Source organism: Flavobacterium weaverense, from assembly GCF_003688495.1.
Taxonomy (GTDB): Bacteria; Bacteroidota; Bacteroidia; order Flavobacteriales; family Flavobacteriaceae; genus Flavobacterium; species Flavobacterium weaverense.
Genome location: NZ_REFH01000012.1, coordinates 48,765 through 67,738, shown reverse-complemented (window position 1 = coordinate 67,738; position 18,974 = coordinate 48,765). Strand labels below are relative to the sequence as shown.

Below are 18,974 nucleotides of genomic sequence, written 5' to 3'. Positions count from 1 at the left end.
TTAAAGTTTCAAAACTTTTTTGAATTCTAAAAATACTGCATCAGTAAATTAATAAAACTAAATGGAAAATTTCACAAACGACACAATTGATACGAAGCAACTTCCTAAATTTGAGGAAGTTGTTTTTACATCTTTACATCCTAAATATCTTCGAGTTGTTATTATTAATTTAGTGATCTTTTGTGCATCTCTAATTCTATTTTTTGTTTTTTTCTCTTATTATAATGACGAAATATTTTCAGGAAGAATTTGGTTGATAATTGGAATTATGCTTTCAATGTTTTGCTTATTTGTTACATTCGTGTCAATAGCGGGATTCTACAAAAAAGGATATGCATTTAGAGAACACGATGTATTGTATAAGTTCGGACTTATTTCGAATAATACTGTTGTAATACCTTATAATAGAATACAGCACGTAGCATTACATGAAAGTCTTGTTTCACGTATTTTTGATTTAGCCAAAATTCAAATATTTACCGCTGGTGGAAGCTCTAGCGATATCGAAATTCCTGGAATCGAAAAAGAGCAAGCGGAAAAAATTAAACAATTGCTAATGGGTAAAATTCAAAAGCAATTATAATGGATCAACAATTTAACCTTCCTCAAAGGCAATCACCAATAGGCGTACTAGTAATGTTTTTTGATACGTTGCAGCTTTGGGCACGCGGTTTATGGCCGGTTTTACTTATTTATATTGTTAAGTTTAAAGATTTAAATTCAGTTTATCTTTTTTTAGGCGTAGCTGCTTTTCTATTAATTGTTGCATTAATTGCTTATCTGAAGTACTTGACTTTTACTTTTTACTTAGATAGCGATAATGATGAGTTTATTATTAATGAAGGAGTTCTAAATAAAAAAAGAACTATTATTCAGCTGAATAGAATTCAGCAAGTAGACATTAATCAATCCTTAATTCAAAGAATAATTGGTGTTTATGAACTTAATGTTGACACAGCTGGAAGTGCAAAGAAAGAGGGAAGAATTAAAGCCGTTTCACATGCTCTCGCAGTCGCTTTAAAAACAAGATTGTTAGTAAATGAAATTAGTAAAGATCAATTACCAAGTCACGAAGAAGCGTTAGTTAATTCAGTAGAGGATGACAAACCACTTGTGAAAATTAGTTTTTTAAGTTTATTGAAGGTCGGAATTACAACTAATTATGTCAAAACATTCGGCTTAGTTTTAGCTTTTTTGATTACAATTTTTGATAATGTAAAAAAGATTATACCAGAATATGATCTTAGTGATGAAGACCTTGAAAGTTATATTGATCAAGGTTTAGCTCTAAAATCTATTGGCTTTGTATTCTTTGTTTTAATCGCTTTGATTTTAATGATCAATTTAATTCGGGTTATATTCAAGTACTTTGATTACCAAGTGACTAAGCATAATGACTCGCTTGTGCTTTCCTTCGGATTATTGAGTACTAAAAGTACAATCGTGAAACCCGAAAAGGTGCAAATTGTAACTATTAGTAGAAACTATTTCCAAAAGAAAATGGATACATTGGAGATCAAGATTAAGCAAGCAACAAGCGGGGATAGACAAAATAACAAGTCTATTATCGAAATTCCTGGTTGCGATGAAAATGAAAAAGCTGCTATTTTTAAGTTTTTATTTCGAAACATCCCTGAAAAAGGAATACAGCTAAAGCCAAATTATAGAAAATTAGTATTTTCACTCTTCCTTTTTATTGTCATTCCAGCGTTACTATTTTTTGCACTAGCTAATTATGTCGATTCTTCTTTGCTGGATTATGTTTTTGTAGTTCCCATCTATGTCGTCTTTATCGGGCTAATTGTATTTTTTGGATATCTAAACAACAGACTTTATATTAGTGATGATTTTGTAATCAAACAAAGTGGTGCGTGGGATATTGATAATTCTATTATCGATACTGCAAAAATACAAGGAGTAACTACTTCGCAACTTTTTTGGCATAAAAATGCCGACATTGGTTCGATAATAATACATACTGCCGGTGGTGATTTAGCTTTTCAATTAGGTAATTTTACAACTATAAAACACCATGTAAACGAGTGGTTGTATAAAATTGAGACTTCTGATAGTAATTGGATGTAAAGTTTCAAAAGTTGTTACAATTATGACCTAAAAATGGGAGTAGAAGGATATATTAGGTAGAAAATAAAATAGAAATAAAAGTTACCTTCGTGGTATAAAACAAATTGAATAAAATGAAACATTGGATTGAAGCAGCGCGATTAAGAACTTTGCCATTATCAGTATCTGGAATTATTGTGGGAAGTATGTATGCGTTGCGACCTACAGACAATATTGAAACTCCGACTGAAGTTTTTAGTTGGACCATTTTTGGTTTAGCAATCTTAACAACGCTGGGTTTGCAAGTACTTTCAAATTTCGCAAATGATTATGGAGATGGAATAAAAGGTACTGACAATGCAGATCGAGTAGGTCCGTTACGCGCGATACAAAGTGGTGCAATCTCGCCTCAAGCGATGAAAACTGGAATTGCGATAACTTCATTTTTAACTTTGATGTCGGCTGTTACTTTGATATACTTCGCTTTCAGCGATACTAATATTTGGTATTCTTTATTTTTCTTTTTGCTTGGTATTTTATCTATCGCTTCGGCGATTCGCTATACAGTTGGGAATACTGCTTATGGTTATAGGGGATTTGGTGATGTATTCGTGTTTGTGTTTTTTGGTTTGGTAAGCACACTTGGAGTTAATTTTTTATACTCAGAGCAACTAGATTTTGACTTATTCTTGCCCGCTGCAGCAATAGGATTACTGAGTACTGGGGTTTTGAACTTGAATAATATGCGTGATGAATCCTCTGATAGAAAATCAAATAAAAATACAATTGTTGTTCAAATAGGTGGAGCAAAGGCTAAGAAATATCATTACTTTTTAATCATTACTGCAATGATTTTAGTTTTAGTTTTCGCAATATTAAGTGATTACCGTTTAGATCAATATTTGTTTTTATTAGCTTATATCCCTTTGGTTAAGCATCTTAATACGGTTTACCGAAACGAAGATCCGAGAGCTCTTGATCCTGAGTTAAAAAAATTAGCGTTAAGTACATTTGCACTTTCTATTTTATTAGCTTTATGTATGGTTTCATTAATTCCAGATTTAATCGTAAATCTGTTTTTGGGAGGTAGATAACGATTCTATTGTGAAATAAATGAGTCGCAATTTTAAAAACTGCTAGCAAAAATTAAAATAAAATATAATCATCCTTTTTAATTTCAGACCGTTTTCATATAAATGATATCATGGTACATGTAAATTAAAAGGATTTTAAAAATTATTCAAATGAAAATAACATTTTATGGTCACGCCTCGTTAGGTATCGAAGTTAACGGTACGCACATTTTAGTAGATCCTTATATTTCTGCAAATGATAAGGCAGCACATATCGATATTGATTCATTAAAAGCTGACTTTATTCTTTTAACGCATGCTCACGGCGATCACATTCTTGATGTTGAAGCAATAGCTACGCGAACCAATGCGGTAATTGTTTCTAATGCTGAAATTGCGGGATATTATGGCGCTAAAGGATTTCAATCACATCCTATGAATCACGGTGGAAGTTGGAACTTTGATTTTGGTAAACTAAAATACGTAAATGCAATACATTCAAGTTCTTTTCCTGATGGATCTTATGGTGGAAACCCAGGAGGATTTGTTATCGAGGGCGAACACAAAAATATTTATATTGCTGGTGATACTGCATTGACAATGGATATGAAACTAATTCCTATGCGCACTAAGCTTGATTTAGCGATCTTGCCTATAGGAGATAATTTTACTATGGATGTGGAAGATGCGATCATTGCTTCTGATTTTGTTGATTGCGACAAAATTCTAGGATATCATTATGATACTTTTGGTTACATCGAAATAGATCATGAAGACGCTATTCGAAAATTCTTTAACAAAGGAAAAGATTTAATGCTACTTGAAATAGGAAGTTCAATTGAGTTATAGTTTTATATGGAGCTATTCCAGCTATCCGTTTCAATCTTTTATAAATCATCTAGCCTTAAAATGGCTAGATGATTTATAAAAGGATTTCCACTTCTATCTGGGCTAAAAAAAAGTAAATAAACGATATGAATACTACAAAAGTTTTGTTTCTACTTTTGATAACACTTGCATTCCAAGTGAGTTTGGCGCAAAAAGATGGCTACTGGGATAAAACTCGAGCTACAGTCCAAGAAGTAACCGTTTCTGCAAGAAATAGAATTGTTGTCAAAACCCAAGACTTCCCAGAAGGAACCACCGAAGTTGTTTTCAGAATTACGCTCTTGGATAAAAACCAACAAATGGCGAGTAGTTTAGTTTCAGTTTTAAAAGCTATTCCTGATCACACGGGTATTTCGCAAGGTTCTGCTGGCGCTGTCTTTATATTGTCAAAAATCTCAGGTGAGGATAAGTGTAAATACGCCATTTTTTCGTCTGCAGTTCTCGCTGCACAATATAAAGAAGATGGAAAAACTGAGAATGCTTGTTTCGTGCAAGATACGCCGGTGAGCAAAGATGCAAAATTGCTTTCCGATGATAAAATATCTTGTATGAAATCGAATTCCGGCAATTTATGGTTTGGTTTTGAAAGCAAGAATTGGATTATGAATCAGAAAATTGTTCTGGAAGTTGTGCCGTGGGTCGATAATAAACTCAGTCGAGGATGGACAACTGAAAATAGAAAATATATAATTGATCAATGTAAAACTTCTAATTTAGCTCAAAAGATGGCTAATTCGGATGATTTTTGCGTCTGTGTATTGGATAAAATTCAATCTAAATATAAGTTTAAGGAATTTCAAAAATTGTTAGCTGTAGAGCGTGCTAAAGCTTTTAAAGATTTTGGTGTTAGTTGTTTTAGCGAAAGCAATCTTTCAACTGCTATTTACGAAGATTTGCGCAAGCAAGCGGCATTACTTTCAAAAGAGGGTAAGATTGGTGAGGCAATAACTAAATTGATGGTAGTGATAAATGATGGTAAGGCAACGGCTTTAGACTACAATTCAATCGGCAGCAATTATATTTTAACTAAGCAATACGGAAAGGCAATTAAGTTTCTTAAAGAAGGTGAGAAGCTTGATGACACTGAATTATTAATAAAATTAAACTTAGCGCATGCTTATCTCTTAAACGATAATTATTCCTCTGCTAAAGTTATCTACAAAGAATACGAGGCGCAAAATGTAAGTGATAATTTAAGTTGGAGCGAAAAAATAAAACAAGACTTTGAAACATTTAAAAAATTAGGAATTCAAAACAAGGATTTTGATAGAGTTTTAAAGTTTTTGAAGTAGCGCTTTATAGATAAGTTGTCTATTTTAAAATTGACGATAGCGTAATTAAAAATTGTTTTTATAATCTTATAAGTAATCTAAAACATCCTTCGGGTTTGAGTATAATATGAAAGCATCCTACCATAAATACATATTGAATTTTAAAAGACCATCAGGAACTTCTCGAGGTGTAATGAATGAAAAAGAAACCTGGTTTATCATCTTAGAAAAGGATGGTAAAAAGGGAATAGGGGAGTGCGGAATTCTTCGTGGCTTGAGTATCGACGACAGACCCGATTATGAAGAGAAATTAAAGTGGACTTGTGCTAATATTAATTTAGGAAAGGATAAGCTTTGGGAAGCATTATTAGAGTATCCTTCGATACAGTTTGGTGTTGAAATGGCGTTTCAATCTCTAGGGAGTGAAAACCCTTTTTTACTCTTTCCATCTGAATTTACTTCAGGTGAAAAATCTATCAATATAAACGGACTCGTATGGATGGGTACAGAAACTTATATGAAGGAGCAAATAGAGGAAAAATTAGCTACTGGATTTCGTTGTATAAAATTGAAAATTGGAGCTATTGATTTTGATACAGAGTTGCAATTATTACGTTTTATTAGGCAGTATTTTTCACCAGAACAAATCGAAATTAGAGTAGATGCTAACGGTGCATTTACTTCAAATTTAGCATTAGATAAATTACTTCAACTATCTGAACTTAAATTACATAGTATTGAGCAACCAATTGAAAAAAACAACACTGACAGGATGGCAGAGCTATGCAAAATCACTCCTTTTCCCATTGCGCTAGATGAAGAGCTAATAGGTGTTTTTAATTTAGCTGAAAAGGAAGAATTATTACTTAAAATTAAGCCTCAATATATCATTTTAAAACCAAGTTTTGTAGGTGGTTTTAGAGGAACCCAAGAATGGATTTCTTTAGCTGAAAAGCACAATATTGGTTGGTGGATTACCTCAGCTTTAGAGAGTAATATTGGTCTAAATGCAATTGCACAATGGACTTTTTTACAGCACAATTTGATGCCACAAGGATTAGGAACTGGAGCTCTTTATACGAATAATTTTGATTGTCCTTTGACAGTTTCTAAAGGGCAATTATGGTATGATAAAACTATAAAGTGGCAGTTTGACTTTAATGACTTTTAATTCATTTGAAATTTATAAGTAGCAAATTTTTCATTCATTTACTGCTTGAATAAAATTGTATTTATTTAAGAATCTAGCAAGCGCCTGTGGTAATTTATTTGGCCTAAATGATAAGCAAGGTGAGTACTCAAATGAATTAGAAAAAATGCTGTTGTTGTCTTATTTTCGAATACCAAAAGAGGATATTCTTCGTCAAGTTTTTTGGAAGTTATTACTTCTAGTGCGTTATTCACTACTACTTTAGTTTTTTCAATTCTATTTAATAATTCTGCTTTTGAAACATTTATTAATGAAAACTCAAGATCTCTGTTCCTAATGTAATCTGTTTTTCCGAGTTCAGATCCTATATAACTATTGAGATTGCCTATTAGATGTAAGCAAAGATTCCCCGCAGAATTACTAATTCCTTTTTCAATCTTCCAAAGATTAGCCTCATTTTTATATAACTCAATTTCCTCTTGAAGTTTATTGAGATCTCTATTAAATAAAGTTTTTAGTGACTCAACTAGCATTTTGATATTTTTTTAATGACAGCGAAGCTTTTTCTTCTATTTTTCGCTGGAAGTAGCCCGTCCAACCAAAAAGATATCCTATAATTCCAAAAGCCTGCTTAGACCACAACCATATATTAAAATGATCAAATTGCTTGATTATCAATCCATCCTTAAACTGAAATTCAGAGTAAACTTTATTTATCACTTTTCTATTCTTTTTGCCAAATTTATATGTGGCTATCCATGTAGCTGAACCACGGTATTGATCTATTTTTCCAATTGAAAATTCAACTTTGATAGTCTCTTTGCTTTTTACAAATAGCATTTTCCACATTTGGCAAACATCATTTCCAACTAATAATCCAAAGATAGGATCGGTAAATTTAATGTTAGAATGATAACATTTGCACATAGATTTCGCATCACCATTTGCAAAAGCAGTGTAGAATTTACTGAGAATTTTTTCGTTAGAATTCATATGTTAAAATAAAGAAGAAAGTAAAAATACTCTTTTTATCGCAATGTAAAATATTTGTTATAAAATTTAAAAAAGATAACTTTATTCGAAAAGGAAGATGCGACGAATTATGTGTATTGTGAAGTGAGTAGTTTCTAATTTTAATTTTTGGTACAAAAAAAAGGATAGATTTTTAAATTTCTATCCTTTTATTCATTCTTAAAATTTACGCTAAAATAAGAGATTTATTTATTAGCAGGAATTATATCAATAATTACAGTACGGTTGTAAAAACGTTCCTCTGGAGTTTTGTTTTCAAAAGGTGCACTGTTTTCATTTTCACCATAACCAGAAACTTCAAATTTCACATCTTTTCGCCCGGTTTTAGCTAAAGCATTTTCAATAATTTTTCTTGTATCGTTTGCACGAGAAAGAGATAGTGTTTGATTGTATGTTTCGTCACCAATTATATCAGTATGTCCTTTTATTAGTACTGTAGCTCCAACAGGAATTTTAGGTGTTACTACTTCAGTAAGGTATTTTTCATAAATCGTAATTGCTTTTGAAGTATTGAACTCGTAGATAATACTGTATCTCATACCTTCTACAGTTTTTGCTGGAGTCCAAAGTACCATGTGAACAGGAGTTTCTTTCTCAACAATTTTACCACTTTTGTTCTGACCAATCATTTTTACTAAGTAATCACCTTCTGGACGACTTCCTAAAATTGCTTTTCCAGGAATTTTAACTTCATCTTCAGTGTAAGGTCCAAAAGCTTTTGTTTTTCCGTGTTCGTCTGCTATCTGTAATGACCAAGAAGATAATGCTTCTCCAGCTCCTTTATTGTTAAAAGTTACATAACTTTCAACTGGTGCTTCTTGCGATGTCATGATTTGTACTGGTTTTAATGGTGCATCAGGACCACTTTGAAATTCCATTAATAAGTCAGGAGAGTTACTTTCAATAGAGACTCTACGATCACCTTCACGCAATAAAACTAATTCTAATGTTGCTCCTGGTTGTTCTGATGGGATATTTGGTTTTTCTTGACCTTTAGTCGCGATTCTAGTAGAGTTTATATCAAAAACGTTCACTAGGTAACTTTTAACTGATTCAGCCATTACAATACCATCCGAATTCCCTTTGTTAGAAGAACCTATCAAAGTTATTGTTGCTGACGGATTCTGTTGCATACGTTGTCCAAGAATGTTTAAAACGTTATAATAAACAGTCATTTGGCGTTTAGAACGATCTGCTAAGTTTTTAGGAGCAAACAATTCTAATTGATCCTCTTTAAAATTAGCGGCTTGAGTTTTATTCAAAGTTACGTAACGATTTGGAATTTCAGTAGATCCTTCGTTAAAGAAAACATAGTTTCTTAGTGGAAAAATTTCAGTCATTCTACTTTCGCCAGGAACATTGCTCGGAGAGTTTACTGTAAATTGAACTTCACGATCTTTAACTATATCAGTCGCTTCTTGAATGTTTTTTCCTTGTCCCATTTTAAGAGCTACACCGGCTCTAATTGTCGTAATGTTCAAAGTTTCAGTTGAACGAGGGTTTTGACCAAAATAAGGCTGAAACGAAACAAAAGGAGAAAGAACAAATTGTGTTTTCTTAGCATCTGTAGAAAGAGGAATATCATATCCTGCTCCAATTTGCATTGAAATAAGCGTTTTTTCAACGTTGTCTAAATCACCCGTCACTGCTGCTGAGGGAGTTTGATTTGGATAAGCAGGATTTATACCTAATTGATATTCAAAAGATTTATCTAGGTTGAAAGCTAAACGTGGACCTCCATAAAGATATAAATTTGATTTAAATGGAGCGAAACGCAAACTAGGTTCTACAGTGATGTAACTAAGTTTAGTGGTCAGGTCAGCAGGACAGTCACATGCTGTATTTACTTGATCAAAAGTACCTTTACGGCTATCATAACCAGCTTGCAACATCACGCCCCATTTAGAATTAGCAGGGCGATACTCTAAAAGAGGTGCAACGAAAAGACCAACACCGTCTCCATTGTGAAATGTTGCAGGAGGTGTGAAACTAGCATTCAACTGATTTGTAGATCCGCGGTAGAAATTAAAATTAGCACCACCAGCAACACCAAAGAACCATGAAGGTTTTGCATACTTAAGCTCTTGCGTTTGTTGTGCTACTATTTCATTTTGAATACTTAGAATTGTCAAAAATGCTAATGATAGACTTTTGATGGGTAAAGTATTAGCTGACCATGCTTGTCGCGGCGCCTTTTTGTATTTTGTTATATTTTTCATGTCGTTTATTTTTTATAAAGTTTTAAGAAGTCCATCCCAACTTTGAGTGGGATGGATTATTACTTTTTTTTAATTATTTGGAACGTTTACTGTTGTGTTTACCATTGTTACAGATGCAACTAAAGAAATTGCTCTACCATTTAGAACAGTTTGCGCAGCATTTCCTGCAGTTGAGAATGTAACTCCTGCGTTAGCGATTATAGTTCCTACCATAACTCCGCCACCAGCTCCGTTGATAGTTGCCGCAGTACCTACATACCAGAATACATTTTTAGCCAAAGCTCCATTTTTCATTATAATGCTTTTCGCTCCTGTTGGTCCAGCAATTCCTACCGTAAGTCCTGCTGCAGTTTGAAATATCCACGTTGCATTAGGATCACCCTGTGCATCTAATGTTAGGTTACCATTACTTATTTTGAATGTACCACTAGCTGATTTATAAACTCCTGGAGCTAATGTTAGTCCTCCTAGTTCGCCAGCGCCTGGATCCGTTCCTCCTGGTTTTGAAGCTGGAGAAATACTTAGATAAGCTGCATTTGCATCAAGTAATCCTTGACTTGCCACTGCAAATGAAGTTGCAGTTCCTGGAGCAGGAGGTGCAGTATAAATTCGACCTGTAACATTACCTACATTTAAAGGAGTTTCAGTATAAATAGCATTAGCATCATGAAATCCTGTTACTAATGTTGATGCTGCAGTAGTTCCAATACTACCATTGTTAATAACAGTATTCAATCCTTGATTAGTTATTCCAGCGTTTCCGCCAAAAGCACCAAACATTGCAGCTGTACCAAGATTAATAGCCGAAGGTAAAACTACAATTGGCGGTGTTACTGTAGTAGTAAAACTCCATAAATAATTATTGGCCACAGGAATTCCTATCGTGCTTTTAGCACCTGTTGTTATTGTAGCAGTATAAACTTTACCTGCTTGTAAGGGAAGTGTAGGATCAAATGAAGCAGTAATTCCCGAATAAGAAACCGTTCCTAAAACTACTGTTGTTCCTTGTTTTAAAGTGAAAGTAGTAGCGTTTATGCTTGTTGGATCCATTGCTATACTAAAATTAGCAGTTACCGTTTTTAAAAGATTTACATTTATTGCATTATTTAGAGGATCAGTAGCAATAATTGTTGGGTTAATTCCTGTCTTAAAAGTCCACACATAATTAGCTAATAATGCTGTATCTGAAGAGTTTTTTGCTCCATTAGTTATTGTAGCCGTATAGGTAGTATTAGCGTCTAAAGCAATTGTAGGTGTAAAGGATGCTGTAGAACCACTGTAGGAAATAGTTCCTGGTATTGTGTTTACTCCTTGTTTTATTGTAAAAGTAGTAGCGTTAAGCGTTGAAGGATTCATAGGCATACTAAATGTAGCCGTAATTACTTTGTTTAAGATTACGTCAGTAGCGTTGTTTATTGGATCAGTACTAGTAACAATTGGTCTTAAAATTAAACCAGTTGTAAATGCCCAAACATAATCCGTTTGCAAAGCATTTCCTTTAAGATCTTTAACAGTGGTTTTTACCCTTCCCGTATAAGTAGTGTTTTCAGCTAATGCTGAAGTTGGTTTGAAAGAGGCTGTTTTTCCTGAATAGGTTACTGTTCCTGCGACAGTACTGGATCCTGTTAAAGTTATCGAACTTTGCGTAATTGTCGTAGGATCCATTTCTTCATTAAAAGTAACAATAATGTTACTATTTACTGGCACCGCTATAGCATTACTTAATGGAGTGGTAGATTCTACAATAGGACATATACCAACTGTGTCCTGAAAATCATCGCTTGCGCATCCAGAAATTAATGCAATAAATAGAATTGCATAGTTTAGAAATAAAGTTTTTGTTTTCATTTTATTTAATTTGGGGGTTTATACATTTTGTACGTCAAAAGTAAAATGAATATTATGTTAATTAATTATGTTATTAAATTTTAAGTTTGCAAAATTCACAGATTTTAGTTTCTCAAAATAGAAAATAATTTAAAAACAGTTAGCTAACTACTTTTATATCGAAGTGGTTATAAAAGTTTAGATAAAATGTACAATAAGTATCAAAATAAAAAAACTGAAGATAGAAATTGATCGTAATTAGAAAACAGTTACAATTTTAACTGTTTATCATTTTATGTGGTTAAATGAATAGAATTGTTGTTTGAAATAGAATTATTTCGTTTCAGAAAATTTTATAATAAATACGATTTTTACAATGTCCAGCAGCTTAATAATTTTACTGAAAACTTATAATTTTTTATGGAATGTTCTAATAATTTTCAGTATTTTGAAATACTTTAGCAATTACGCAGAGTGTATTTTATAATTCTATAGGCATTCAAAACCAATTACATAAAAATATTATTGCAGCTTATATTATACATGAGCTTTTATATAATAGTTTGTTAAATTATTTTTAAAATCCTTAGGTATTATAGATTTTAATAAATTTACTTTTAAGAATAGTGTAGTATATTCTTGTAATTGTCCAGTATTCCGATTTTTAGAATTAGCGTATTGATTATTAAACTTTTATCTTACTGTATAAATTTTTAAAATTAAATTCTTGCTTTGCGATACCTGTTTTTAATTTCACTCTTTTTATATTTTTGGGACAGAAAGACATTATTTTGTGTCTTATTAATTCTACATACTATTTTGTCAAAACTAAAGAGATAATACAAATAATAATTTTGGTAATCACATATTTAATTTCTATACGTTAATTTACTACTGAGTATATAATTAAATTTTAAGCAAAAAAAAACTCTCCATTTGAATATGGAAAGTTTGTAATTAAAGTAAAAATTACTTTTTAAAATAGAAATGCAAAAAATTAATTATTCTGCATTTCCTTATCAATTTTCTTTTCTGTTTGGTTCGCAACTACTTTTGTTACTAAAAGTTGAAAAACAGTACCCAAAATCTTTTTCATTGGACTATGTGTACTTCCAACAATAACTTTTCTGCTTATGTATCCAGTGGCTAATCCCACTACGTTACTAAGTAAATTAGTTTTAAACTCTTGTGATTGTGCCATTTGACCAATCGTCTTTTTGATTAGATTAATTGGTTTAAAGCTTTCGTAAGTATAATGATATTGATCTTTTAATTGCATCAACTCATCGGCACGTTTCAACTTTAATAGCTCAATCGCTTCGTTCAATGTGTTTGTATGATTATTTTTCATATTATCTTTTTTTTAGCATTCTAACAATCATAAAATTACTTACCGGTAATTTAATAAGTGCATCTCTAAATACATAAAGTAGTATCGACACAAGTAGATAAAAACCAGAAACTGCGAAAAAACCATAATAATCTTTTCCAAGTAAATCACCAATCCAAAATGAAAGGCCAACATTAGCTAAAAATGCAAACATTACAAAAACAATAGAAACTGCGGCTCTAGAAAGCATTGAAGATACTACATCAGCCGCTTTATCAACAGCTTCTAACTTCATTAATTCTACGGTAGTTCTAGTATAATTTTCCGCTTTTTCAAAAAGCGTTTCTATTGTTGATGTGTTGTTTTCCATGATATAATTTTTGACATACTTAATATTGCTATTCAAATAACGTATTAGCTATTTTTGATTTCGCTTTTAGCTTCGTAATATTTAGATTTTCCTTCAGCAACTAATGCTTCACCATCTTGTTTTACGTCGTTAAATTTTGATTTACCATCTGCTAATAAAGATTCTCCTTCTTTCCAGATTTTCTCATATTTGTTAGTGATAGTTCCTAATAGAGTGTCTAGTTTATCTTTCAATTCGTCAGCATAATCATTACTTTTATCCATGATTTTTCTTCTTGTTTTGTCTCCTTTTTCAGGTGCAAACAATACTCCTAATGCTGCTCCAACTGCTACTCCACCTAAAACTCCTAATATTATTTTATCTGCTTTCATAATGATTTATTTTTATTGTTATTATTTATTTATTTTATTGTTTATAATTGATGTTAAACGCTTCTTCCAGAAATAAGTCTGAAAAGTATTGCTATTACTGCAATAACAAGAAGTATGTGAATTATTGATCCTAAGCTAAATGCGAAAAATCCAATTGCCCAAAAAATGACAAGTATTACTGCGATTGTATAAAGTAAATTACCCATATTTATATTTTTAAAAATTATTGTTTATTTTAAGTAGCGTTTATTAGACTTTCCTTCCAGATATAAGTCTAAATAGTATCGCGATAACAGCGATTACAAGTAGAATGTGAATGATTGATCCTGCACTGTAAGCAAAGAATCCGATTGCCCAGAATATCACTAAGATGACTGCGATAGTGTAAAGTAAATTTCCCATGATTTGTAATTTTTAGTTATTAATAGTTTGTTTTTGGTTATATAATAAACCATTACATAGAACATAGTATCGAACTATGTAATGGTTGTATTCAAAATTGATGGTTTAATCTTATTATAGTTCTAAAATTAGAATCCGAAAGAAGCGTAAACACTTAATACACTATTTTTAGCATCTGACGAAGTGAAATCACCATTGTCTTTACCAACCTTCGTTAATCCGTAGTTGTAACGAACACCAAAGCTTACTGGCTCTAAATCGATTCCTAAACCTGCAGCGATACCTGCATCAAATCTATTGAAATCATCAACGTTAATTTTGTCTTCAAAATCGAAAATCCCAACGTTCGATTTGTTTGTAGTTTTTCCACTTACCATGTAAGCAGCGTAAGGACCTGCATGGATATTAAAATTCTTAGTAACATTTACAACAAGTAAAACTGGTACTTCAATATAATCCAATTTAAATTGTGCCGTCCCTTTAACTCCTAATCTATCATAAGTAAGTTCTGATCCTTTACCAGTATAAGAAATCTCTGGTTGAATAGCGATATTTTCAGAAATTGGCATTTTTGCAAAAAGACCCAGGTTAAAACTAGTTAACACGTTATTGTCGTCAACGTCACTTTTGTAAAAGTTTGAAAAGTTTACTCCTCCTTTAACACCAAATTTGGTTGCAGTTTCCTGTGCTTGAATACCTGTGAAAGACATAACTCCTAACACTAATGATGCGAAAATAAGTTTTTTTGATTTTTTCATTTTTGTTTATTTTTTGTTGAATTATTACATTACAAATATCAGCATCTTATATAAGGTAATTGTTACAATACTTTTTGTTAAATTTACAAAATTCACACTTCGATTTTATTTTTCAATCAATACTATAAAATAAGTAATTGTCTTTCAGTATATTAAATGAAAAAGGCGAGTGAAACACTAGCCTTTAATTTTATCATTTATTCTTAACTGTGAAGTTTTTCAATGAATTTCCTAAATCTTTCATGTCATGATTATATTCTTCTTTGAAAGATTCCCAATCACTGTTAGCATCGTTCTGGTACATTTGCACCTTTCCCTTAATCTCTTTATTCTTTTCTTCAAGTTCCTTAATCTTCATTGCATATTGATCATCAATAGATTTTCCTTTATTCTTTAAATCGGCTTTCATCTCAGCAATTCTAACTTCATTTTTTGCAATAGTAGCATTTGTACTATCCTTAAAGGCCTTCCATTCTTGCTCGGTTGCTGCTCTTCTAGCTTCTGATAGCTCGTCTTTAGCGTCATCAAGATCAGCTCTGGCATTTTCAACATTTTCTTTTGCTTCAGCTTCTTTTTTTGTAGCATCTTGACATCCTACTAATACTGTTCCAGCAATGAAAGTGGTCAGTGCTAAATTTAAAATTGTCTTTTTCATAATTATTAGTTTTTTTAAAGTTATTTAAATCTTTGTTTATTTTAATTTAATTTTTTATGGTTGGTATTTAACTTATGTAAGAGCTTTTTACTTTTTTATTTTATTTTTGAAAACGATAGAGCTGTATTGTACAAACTATAGACCTTCAAATATTGCAAGTAATTCTGCTCTTGACTTTCCTAATTTATGTTGGTATTTATTCAGCATCTCTTCCTTTTTCTCTTCTGAAAACAATGAAACATCATTAGTTAAAGAAAGAAATTTTTCTTTCAGTTTTTTTTTATGTTCTTCCCAATTTCCTTCTAGCTCCATCGAATCCATATTTCTGGTATATGTCGTAAAATAAGTTTCACTTCACAAAGTTCAGTTTTTCAGGATGTCTTTTAGTTATATAACTTTATTGAAAATTTGTTTTATTCACTGATTGTAAAATAAATATCCCTTATACAATTCTAGAAATGAATTATATAAGGGATAATATTAACATATATCTTTTTTGGCTCGAATTTGACAAGCTTAGACATTATGCATTTGAAATTTGAATTGAAACAACTCATTATGGACAATTTTTTGTATACTTTTTTATAATATTTTTTAAAGAGTCATAATAATCAGCCAAAATTGCGCAGTTGATTTCTGGATTACTAAAGTCAGGAATTGTCACTGGTAACTCTGCTAAATATTTTAGCAACTCTGGACTTTCATTCCGTATTTTCATAGTGAGTTCAAGTATGCTTTGATTCAATTCTTTTTCTGTCTTCATGATAGAGGATTTAAATAAGTAAAGTTAAAATTGAAATCAGTTTGGAATTACAAGCATCAATTTGATTTCCTCTGATTTCAAAATCCTATGTTAAGATACCATTTTAAATCCTAATACAGTAAGAAAGAAACTATTTTATAGAATCATTTTCTTTATCAAATTGTAATTCCTTTTTCATTTGCTCTTCCTCTAAGACATCAAGTTCCTCTTGCTTTTTGTCTTCTTCTTTTTTCTTTTTCTTAAAAAACCCTCTTAACAAGAAATTGTTTTTTGCTGCTTCAATAACTTCATTTAGACCTTTAGTAGCGGTTTTTACATTAGTTAAAGAAGAGTCTATTACTTTACCCATTCTTTCATCAGTAACTAATTTAGATAAAGCGCCTTTTCCATTATTCATATTGACAGTGAATCTTTTAAATTCAGTAGTACTGTTTTCTAAATTGAGGATTGTATTTTTGATACTATTACCAAACTGTTCATCAGAGATCAGTTTAGATAAAGCACCGTTTCCATTATTCATACTATAACTAAATTGAGCAAGCTCAGAGGTTATAACTGCTGCGTTGTCCACGCTCTTTTTAACGCTTACCATCAAGTCATCCATCTCTATTGCTTTTTTAGAAGTGATGTAATCATTATTCTCGACAACGACATTTGAAGTTTTTCCAGCTGAAATAACTAATACTTTATCTCCCATAAGACCATCAGAACTTATACTTGCAATAGCATCTTTTTTAATGTACTTGCGAACTTCGTCTTTAATAATCATTTTGATTACTACCGTTGTATCGGTCAGAAAATCTATATCATCTACTGTACCAACATTAATCCCTGATAAACGTACGTTGTTACCAATCTCAAGACCACTAACGGAATTAAATTTCGAATACAATTCAAACGTAGATCCGAATAAATTTTTCTGTTTTCCAACAAAATAAATAGTCCCTACAAATAATACTAATCCTATAACTACAAACATTCCCAATTTCCATTGGTATCCAGATTCTTTCTTCATCTTTATTTTATTTTTTGATTAAAGGAAAAATGAGCGTACCCATTCATCCTCACTTTTTTCTAATTCTTCGTACGTTCCTTCAGCATGTATTACACCGTCCTTTAAAATCATTATTCTGTTTCCAGTTAATTTGGCACATGGCATATCATGAGTAATAATTATCGACGTAGTTTTATATTTTTTCTGAATTTCTATAATTAACTCACTTATTTCTCGAGAGGTTATTGTATCTAAGCCAGTAGTAGGTTCGTCATACAATATAATTTCTGGTTTTAAAATTAAGGTTCTTGCTAATCCAATTCTTTTTCGCATCCCTCCAGATAATTCTGAAGGCATTTTGTCTATCGCTTCTACTAAGCCAACATTGTCAAGAATCTCCTTGATTTGGTTTTCAACTTCCTCTTCAGATAAATCTTTTTCATGTCGCTTTAATGTAAAACCTAGATTATCTCTTACGCTCATGGAATCATATAAAGCTGCGTTTTGGAATAGAAACCCAATTCGGACTCTTACTTCATTTAATCCAGTATTATCTAATTTTGTAATATCTGTTCCAAAAACATTTATTTCTCCTTTATCAATTCCCATCAGTCCCACTATACATTTAATCGTAATTGATTTTCCGGATCCTGACTTTCCTAGTATTACTAAATTCTCTCCTTTATTAACTGTAAGATTAACACCTTTTAAAACTTCGTTAGTACCAAATGCTTTATGTAAATCCTTAATTTCTATAACAGCTGTATTTGAATCAGTGCTTGGGTTCTGTATTTTTTGTTCTTCTGTCATTTTATAAAAATAAATCAGTTAATTGCACTGCGATCATGTCAATAATAAAGATAGAAAGAGACGCTGTTACCACTGCTGAATTTGCAGCTTTTCCCACACTCTCTGTACCATTAGCAGCATTATAACCTTTAAAGCAACCAATCATTCCGATAAAGAATCCAAAGAAAAATGTTTTCATTGTCGCTGGAAAAATATCTGAGAATGTAATAGACTCTAGTACTTGAGATAAGTAACGATATAGATTTACGTCACCATGAATATTAATTCCAATATAACCGCCTATAACTCCAATCGCATCTGCATATATTACTAGTAGTGGAATCATCAGCGTTGTTGCTAAAATTCTTGTTACAACTAAGTATTTGAAAGGATTAATTGCCGAAACTTCCATCGCATCGATTTGTTCTGTAACTTTCATAGAACCTAATTCTGCTCCAATTCCTGACGAAACTTTACCAGCACAAATTAGCGCAGTAATTACCGGAGCAATTTCTCTAATAAGAGATAGTGCAACCATACTAGGAAGCCAGGATTCTGCTCCAAATTTTGCTAAAGTTGGTCGAGACTGTAATGTAAGTACAAGTCCCATTATGAAACCTGTAATCGTTACTAATGGTAATGACTTGTAGCCAATGATATAACATTGCTTCAAAAATTCTTTCATTTCATACGGAGGCTTTAGTACCTCTCTAAAAAAGCGAGTAGCAAATAATGTCACCTTACCGATGTCATTAAAAGTATCTTTTAGATAGATAGTTATACTTTCCTTTTTTGAAGTTAAAGTAGCGTTCATTTATAATTGATTTTTTTAATTTTTAGAGCAATTTTTTAAATCGAAAATTGATATATTATTTTAGAAGTAAGCCTGATAAGATCTCATTTTCTTTAAGAATAAAACTTTCAAATAGTTGAGAACTGCATTCCCATAATTAGAAATAATTACAACTAGTATTAAAATAACTACTGCTTTGATAGGAGGGAAGAGTTAACAAAGGCT

22 protein-coding genes are annotated in these 18,974 nt (G+C 31.6%); 6 read left to right on the top strand and 16 right to left on the bottom strand.

Going from position 1 to position 18,974, the window contains the following annotated elements:
• Positions 1 to 61 precede the first annotated feature (61 nt).
• From BC961_RS13525 to BC961_RS13500, 6 genes are all read left to right on the top strand, one after another.
• Positions 62 to 583 (top strand): PH domain-containing protein, encoded by a 522-nt coding sequence (locus tag BC961_RS13525; protein ID WP_121926394.1) that lies wholly within the window; start codon positions 62 to 64, stop codon positions 581 to 583.
• On the top strand, positions 583 to 2,085 hold the full coding sequence (locus BC961_RS13520; RefSeq protein ID WP_121926393.1) for a PH domain-containing protein: 1,503 nt from the start codon (positions 583 to 585) through the stop codon (positions 2,083 to 2,085). Before BC961_RS13525 ends, BC961_RS13520 begins: the two co-directional genes overlap by 1 nt.
• 113 nt (positions 2,086 to 2,198) lie before the next feature.
• A complete protein-coding gene (menA, locus tag BC961_RS13515; RefSeq protein ID WP_121926392.1) occupies positions 2,199 to 3,158 on the top strand; it encodes a 1,4-dihydroxy-2-naphthoate octaprenyltransferase in 960 nt (319 codons plus the stop codon).
• A 150-nt stretch (positions 3,159 to 3,308) separates the two neighbouring features.
• Positions 3,309 to 3,986 (top strand): metal-dependent hydrolase, encoded by a 678-nt coding sequence (locus tag BC961_RS13510; RefSeq protein WP_121926391.1) that lies wholly within the window; start codon positions 3,309 to 3,311, stop codon positions 3,984 to 3,986.
• 125 nt (positions 3,987 to 4,111) lie between these two features.
• Positions 4,112 to 5,317, top strand: a complete 1,206-nt coding sequence (locus tag BC961_RS13505) for a tetratricopeptide repeat protein (RefSeq protein ID WP_121926390.1) — start codon at positions 4,112 to 4,114, stop codon at positions 5,315 to 5,317.
• A gap of 106 nt (positions 5,318 to 5,423) precedes the next feature.
• Entirely contained in the window at positions 5,424 to 6,467 is a 1,044-nt protein-coding gene (locus tag BC961_RS13500) for an o-succinylbenzoate synthase (RefSeq protein ID WP_121926389.1), read from the top strand.
• Between the two features lie 65 nt (positions 6,468 to 6,532).
• Here BC961_RS13500 and BC961_RS13495 read toward each other — a convergent pair whose 3' ends face one another.
• The 16 genes from BC961_RS13495 to BC961_RS13420 all read right to left on the bottom strand — a co-directional run bounded on the left by BC961_RS13495 (position 6,533) and on the right by BC961_RS13420 (position 18,770).
• A complete protein-coding gene (locus BC961_RS13495) occupies positions 6,533 to 6,979 on the bottom strand; it encodes a DUF1572 family protein (protein WP_121926388.1) in 447 nt (148 codons plus the stop codon).
• A complete protein-coding gene (locus BC961_RS13490; protein ID WP_121926387.1) occupies positions 6,969 to 7,439 on the bottom strand; it encodes a nuclear transport factor 2 family protein in 471 nt (156 codons plus the stop codon). Before BC961_RS13490 ends, BC961_RS13495 begins: the two co-directional genes overlap by 11 nt.
• A gap of 224 nt (positions 7,440 to 7,663) precedes the next feature.
• Complete coding sequence (locus BC961_RS13485; RefSeq protein ID WP_121926386.1) at positions 7,664 to 9,697, bottom strand: outer membrane beta-barrel protein; 2,034 nt, start codon at positions 9,695 to 9,697, stop codon at positions 7,664 to 7,666.
• Between the two features lie 69 nt (positions 9,698 to 9,766).
• Positions 9,767 to 11,545: an Ig-like domain-containing protein gene (locus tag BC961_RS13480; protein WP_121926385.1), complete on the bottom strand. Its 1,779-nt coding sequence runs from the start codon at positions 11,543 to 11,545 to the stop codon at positions 9,767 to 9,769.
• 976 nt (positions 11,546 to 12,521) lie between these two features.
• Positions 12,522 to 12,875 carry a hypothetical protein gene (locus BC961_RS13475; protein WP_121926384.1) on the bottom strand — a complete coding sequence of 118 codons (354 nt, stop codon included), beginning with the start codon at positions 12,873 to 12,875 and terminating at the stop codon, positions 12,522 to 12,524.
• 1 nt (position 12,876) lies between these two features.
• Positions 12,877 to 13,224 carry a hypothetical protein gene (locus BC961_RS13470; protein ID WP_121926383.1) on the bottom strand — a complete coding sequence of 116 codons (348 nt, stop codon included), beginning with the start codon at positions 13,222 to 13,224 and terminating at the stop codon, positions 12,877 to 12,879.
• A 44-nt stretch (positions 13,225 to 13,268) separates the two neighbouring features.
• Positions 13,269 to 13,595: a YtxH domain-containing protein gene (locus BC961_RS13465; RefSeq protein ID WP_121926382.1), complete on the bottom strand. Its 327-nt coding sequence runs from the start codon at positions 13,593 to 13,595 to the stop codon at positions 13,269 to 13,271.
• Between the two features lie 53 nt (positions 13,596 to 13,648).
• Positions 13,649 to 13,801 (bottom strand): lmo0937 family membrane protein, encoded by a 153-nt coding sequence (locus BC961_RS13460; RefSeq protein ID WP_121926381.1) that lies wholly within the window; start codon positions 13,799 to 13,801, stop codon positions 13,649 to 13,651.
• 43 nt (positions 13,802 to 13,844) lie between these two features.
• Complete coding sequence (locus BC961_RS13455) at positions 13,845 to 13,997, bottom strand: lmo0937 family membrane protein (protein WP_121926380.1); 153 nt, start codon at positions 13,995 to 13,997, stop codon at positions 13,845 to 13,847.
• Positions 13,998 to 14,125: 128 nt separating this feature from the next.
• Positions 14,126 to 14,755, bottom strand: coding sequence for a porin family protein (locus BC961_RS13450; RefSeq protein WP_121926379.1), 630 nt, complete (start codon positions 14,753 to 14,755; stop codon positions 14,126 to 14,128).
• A gap of 193 nt (positions 14,756 to 14,948) precedes the next feature.
• Positions 14,949 to 15,410: a sll1863 family stress response protein gene (locus BC961_RS13445; RefSeq protein ID WP_121926378.1), complete on the bottom strand. Its 462-nt coding sequence runs from the start codon at positions 15,408 to 15,410 to the stop codon at positions 14,949 to 14,951.
• Positions 15,411 to 15,545: 135 nt separating this feature from the next.
• Positions 15,546 to 15,722, bottom strand: a complete 177-nt coding sequence (locus BC961_RS13440) for a general stress protein CsbD (protein ID WP_245980950.1) — start codon at positions 15,720 to 15,722, stop codon at positions 15,546 to 15,548.
• Between the two features lie 244 nt (positions 15,723 to 15,966).
• A complete protein-coding gene (locus BC961_RS13435) occupies positions 15,967 to 16,173 on the bottom strand; it encodes a hypothetical protein (RefSeq protein WP_121926376.1) in 207 nt (68 codons plus the stop codon).
• Positions 16,174 to 16,303: 130 nt separating this feature from the next.
• Positions 16,304 to 17,188, bottom strand: a complete 885-nt coding sequence (locus tag BC961_RS13430) for an MlaD family protein (protein ID WP_121926375.1) — start codon at positions 17,186 to 17,188, stop codon at positions 16,304 to 16,306.
• A gap of 18 nt (positions 17,189 to 17,206) precedes the next feature.
• Positions 17,207 to 17,977 (bottom strand): ABC transporter ATP-binding protein, encoded by a 771-nt coding sequence (locus tag BC961_RS13425; protein WP_121926374.1) that lies wholly within the window; start codon positions 17,975 to 17,977, stop codon positions 17,207 to 17,209.
• 1 nt (position 17,978) lies between these two features.
• Complete coding sequence (locus BC961_RS13420; RefSeq protein ID WP_394345453.1) at positions 17,979 to 18,770, bottom strand: MlaE family ABC transporter permease; 792 nt, start codon at positions 18,768 to 18,770, stop codon at positions 17,979 to 17,981.
• Between the last annotated feature and the right edge of the window lie 204 nt (positions 18,771 to 18,974).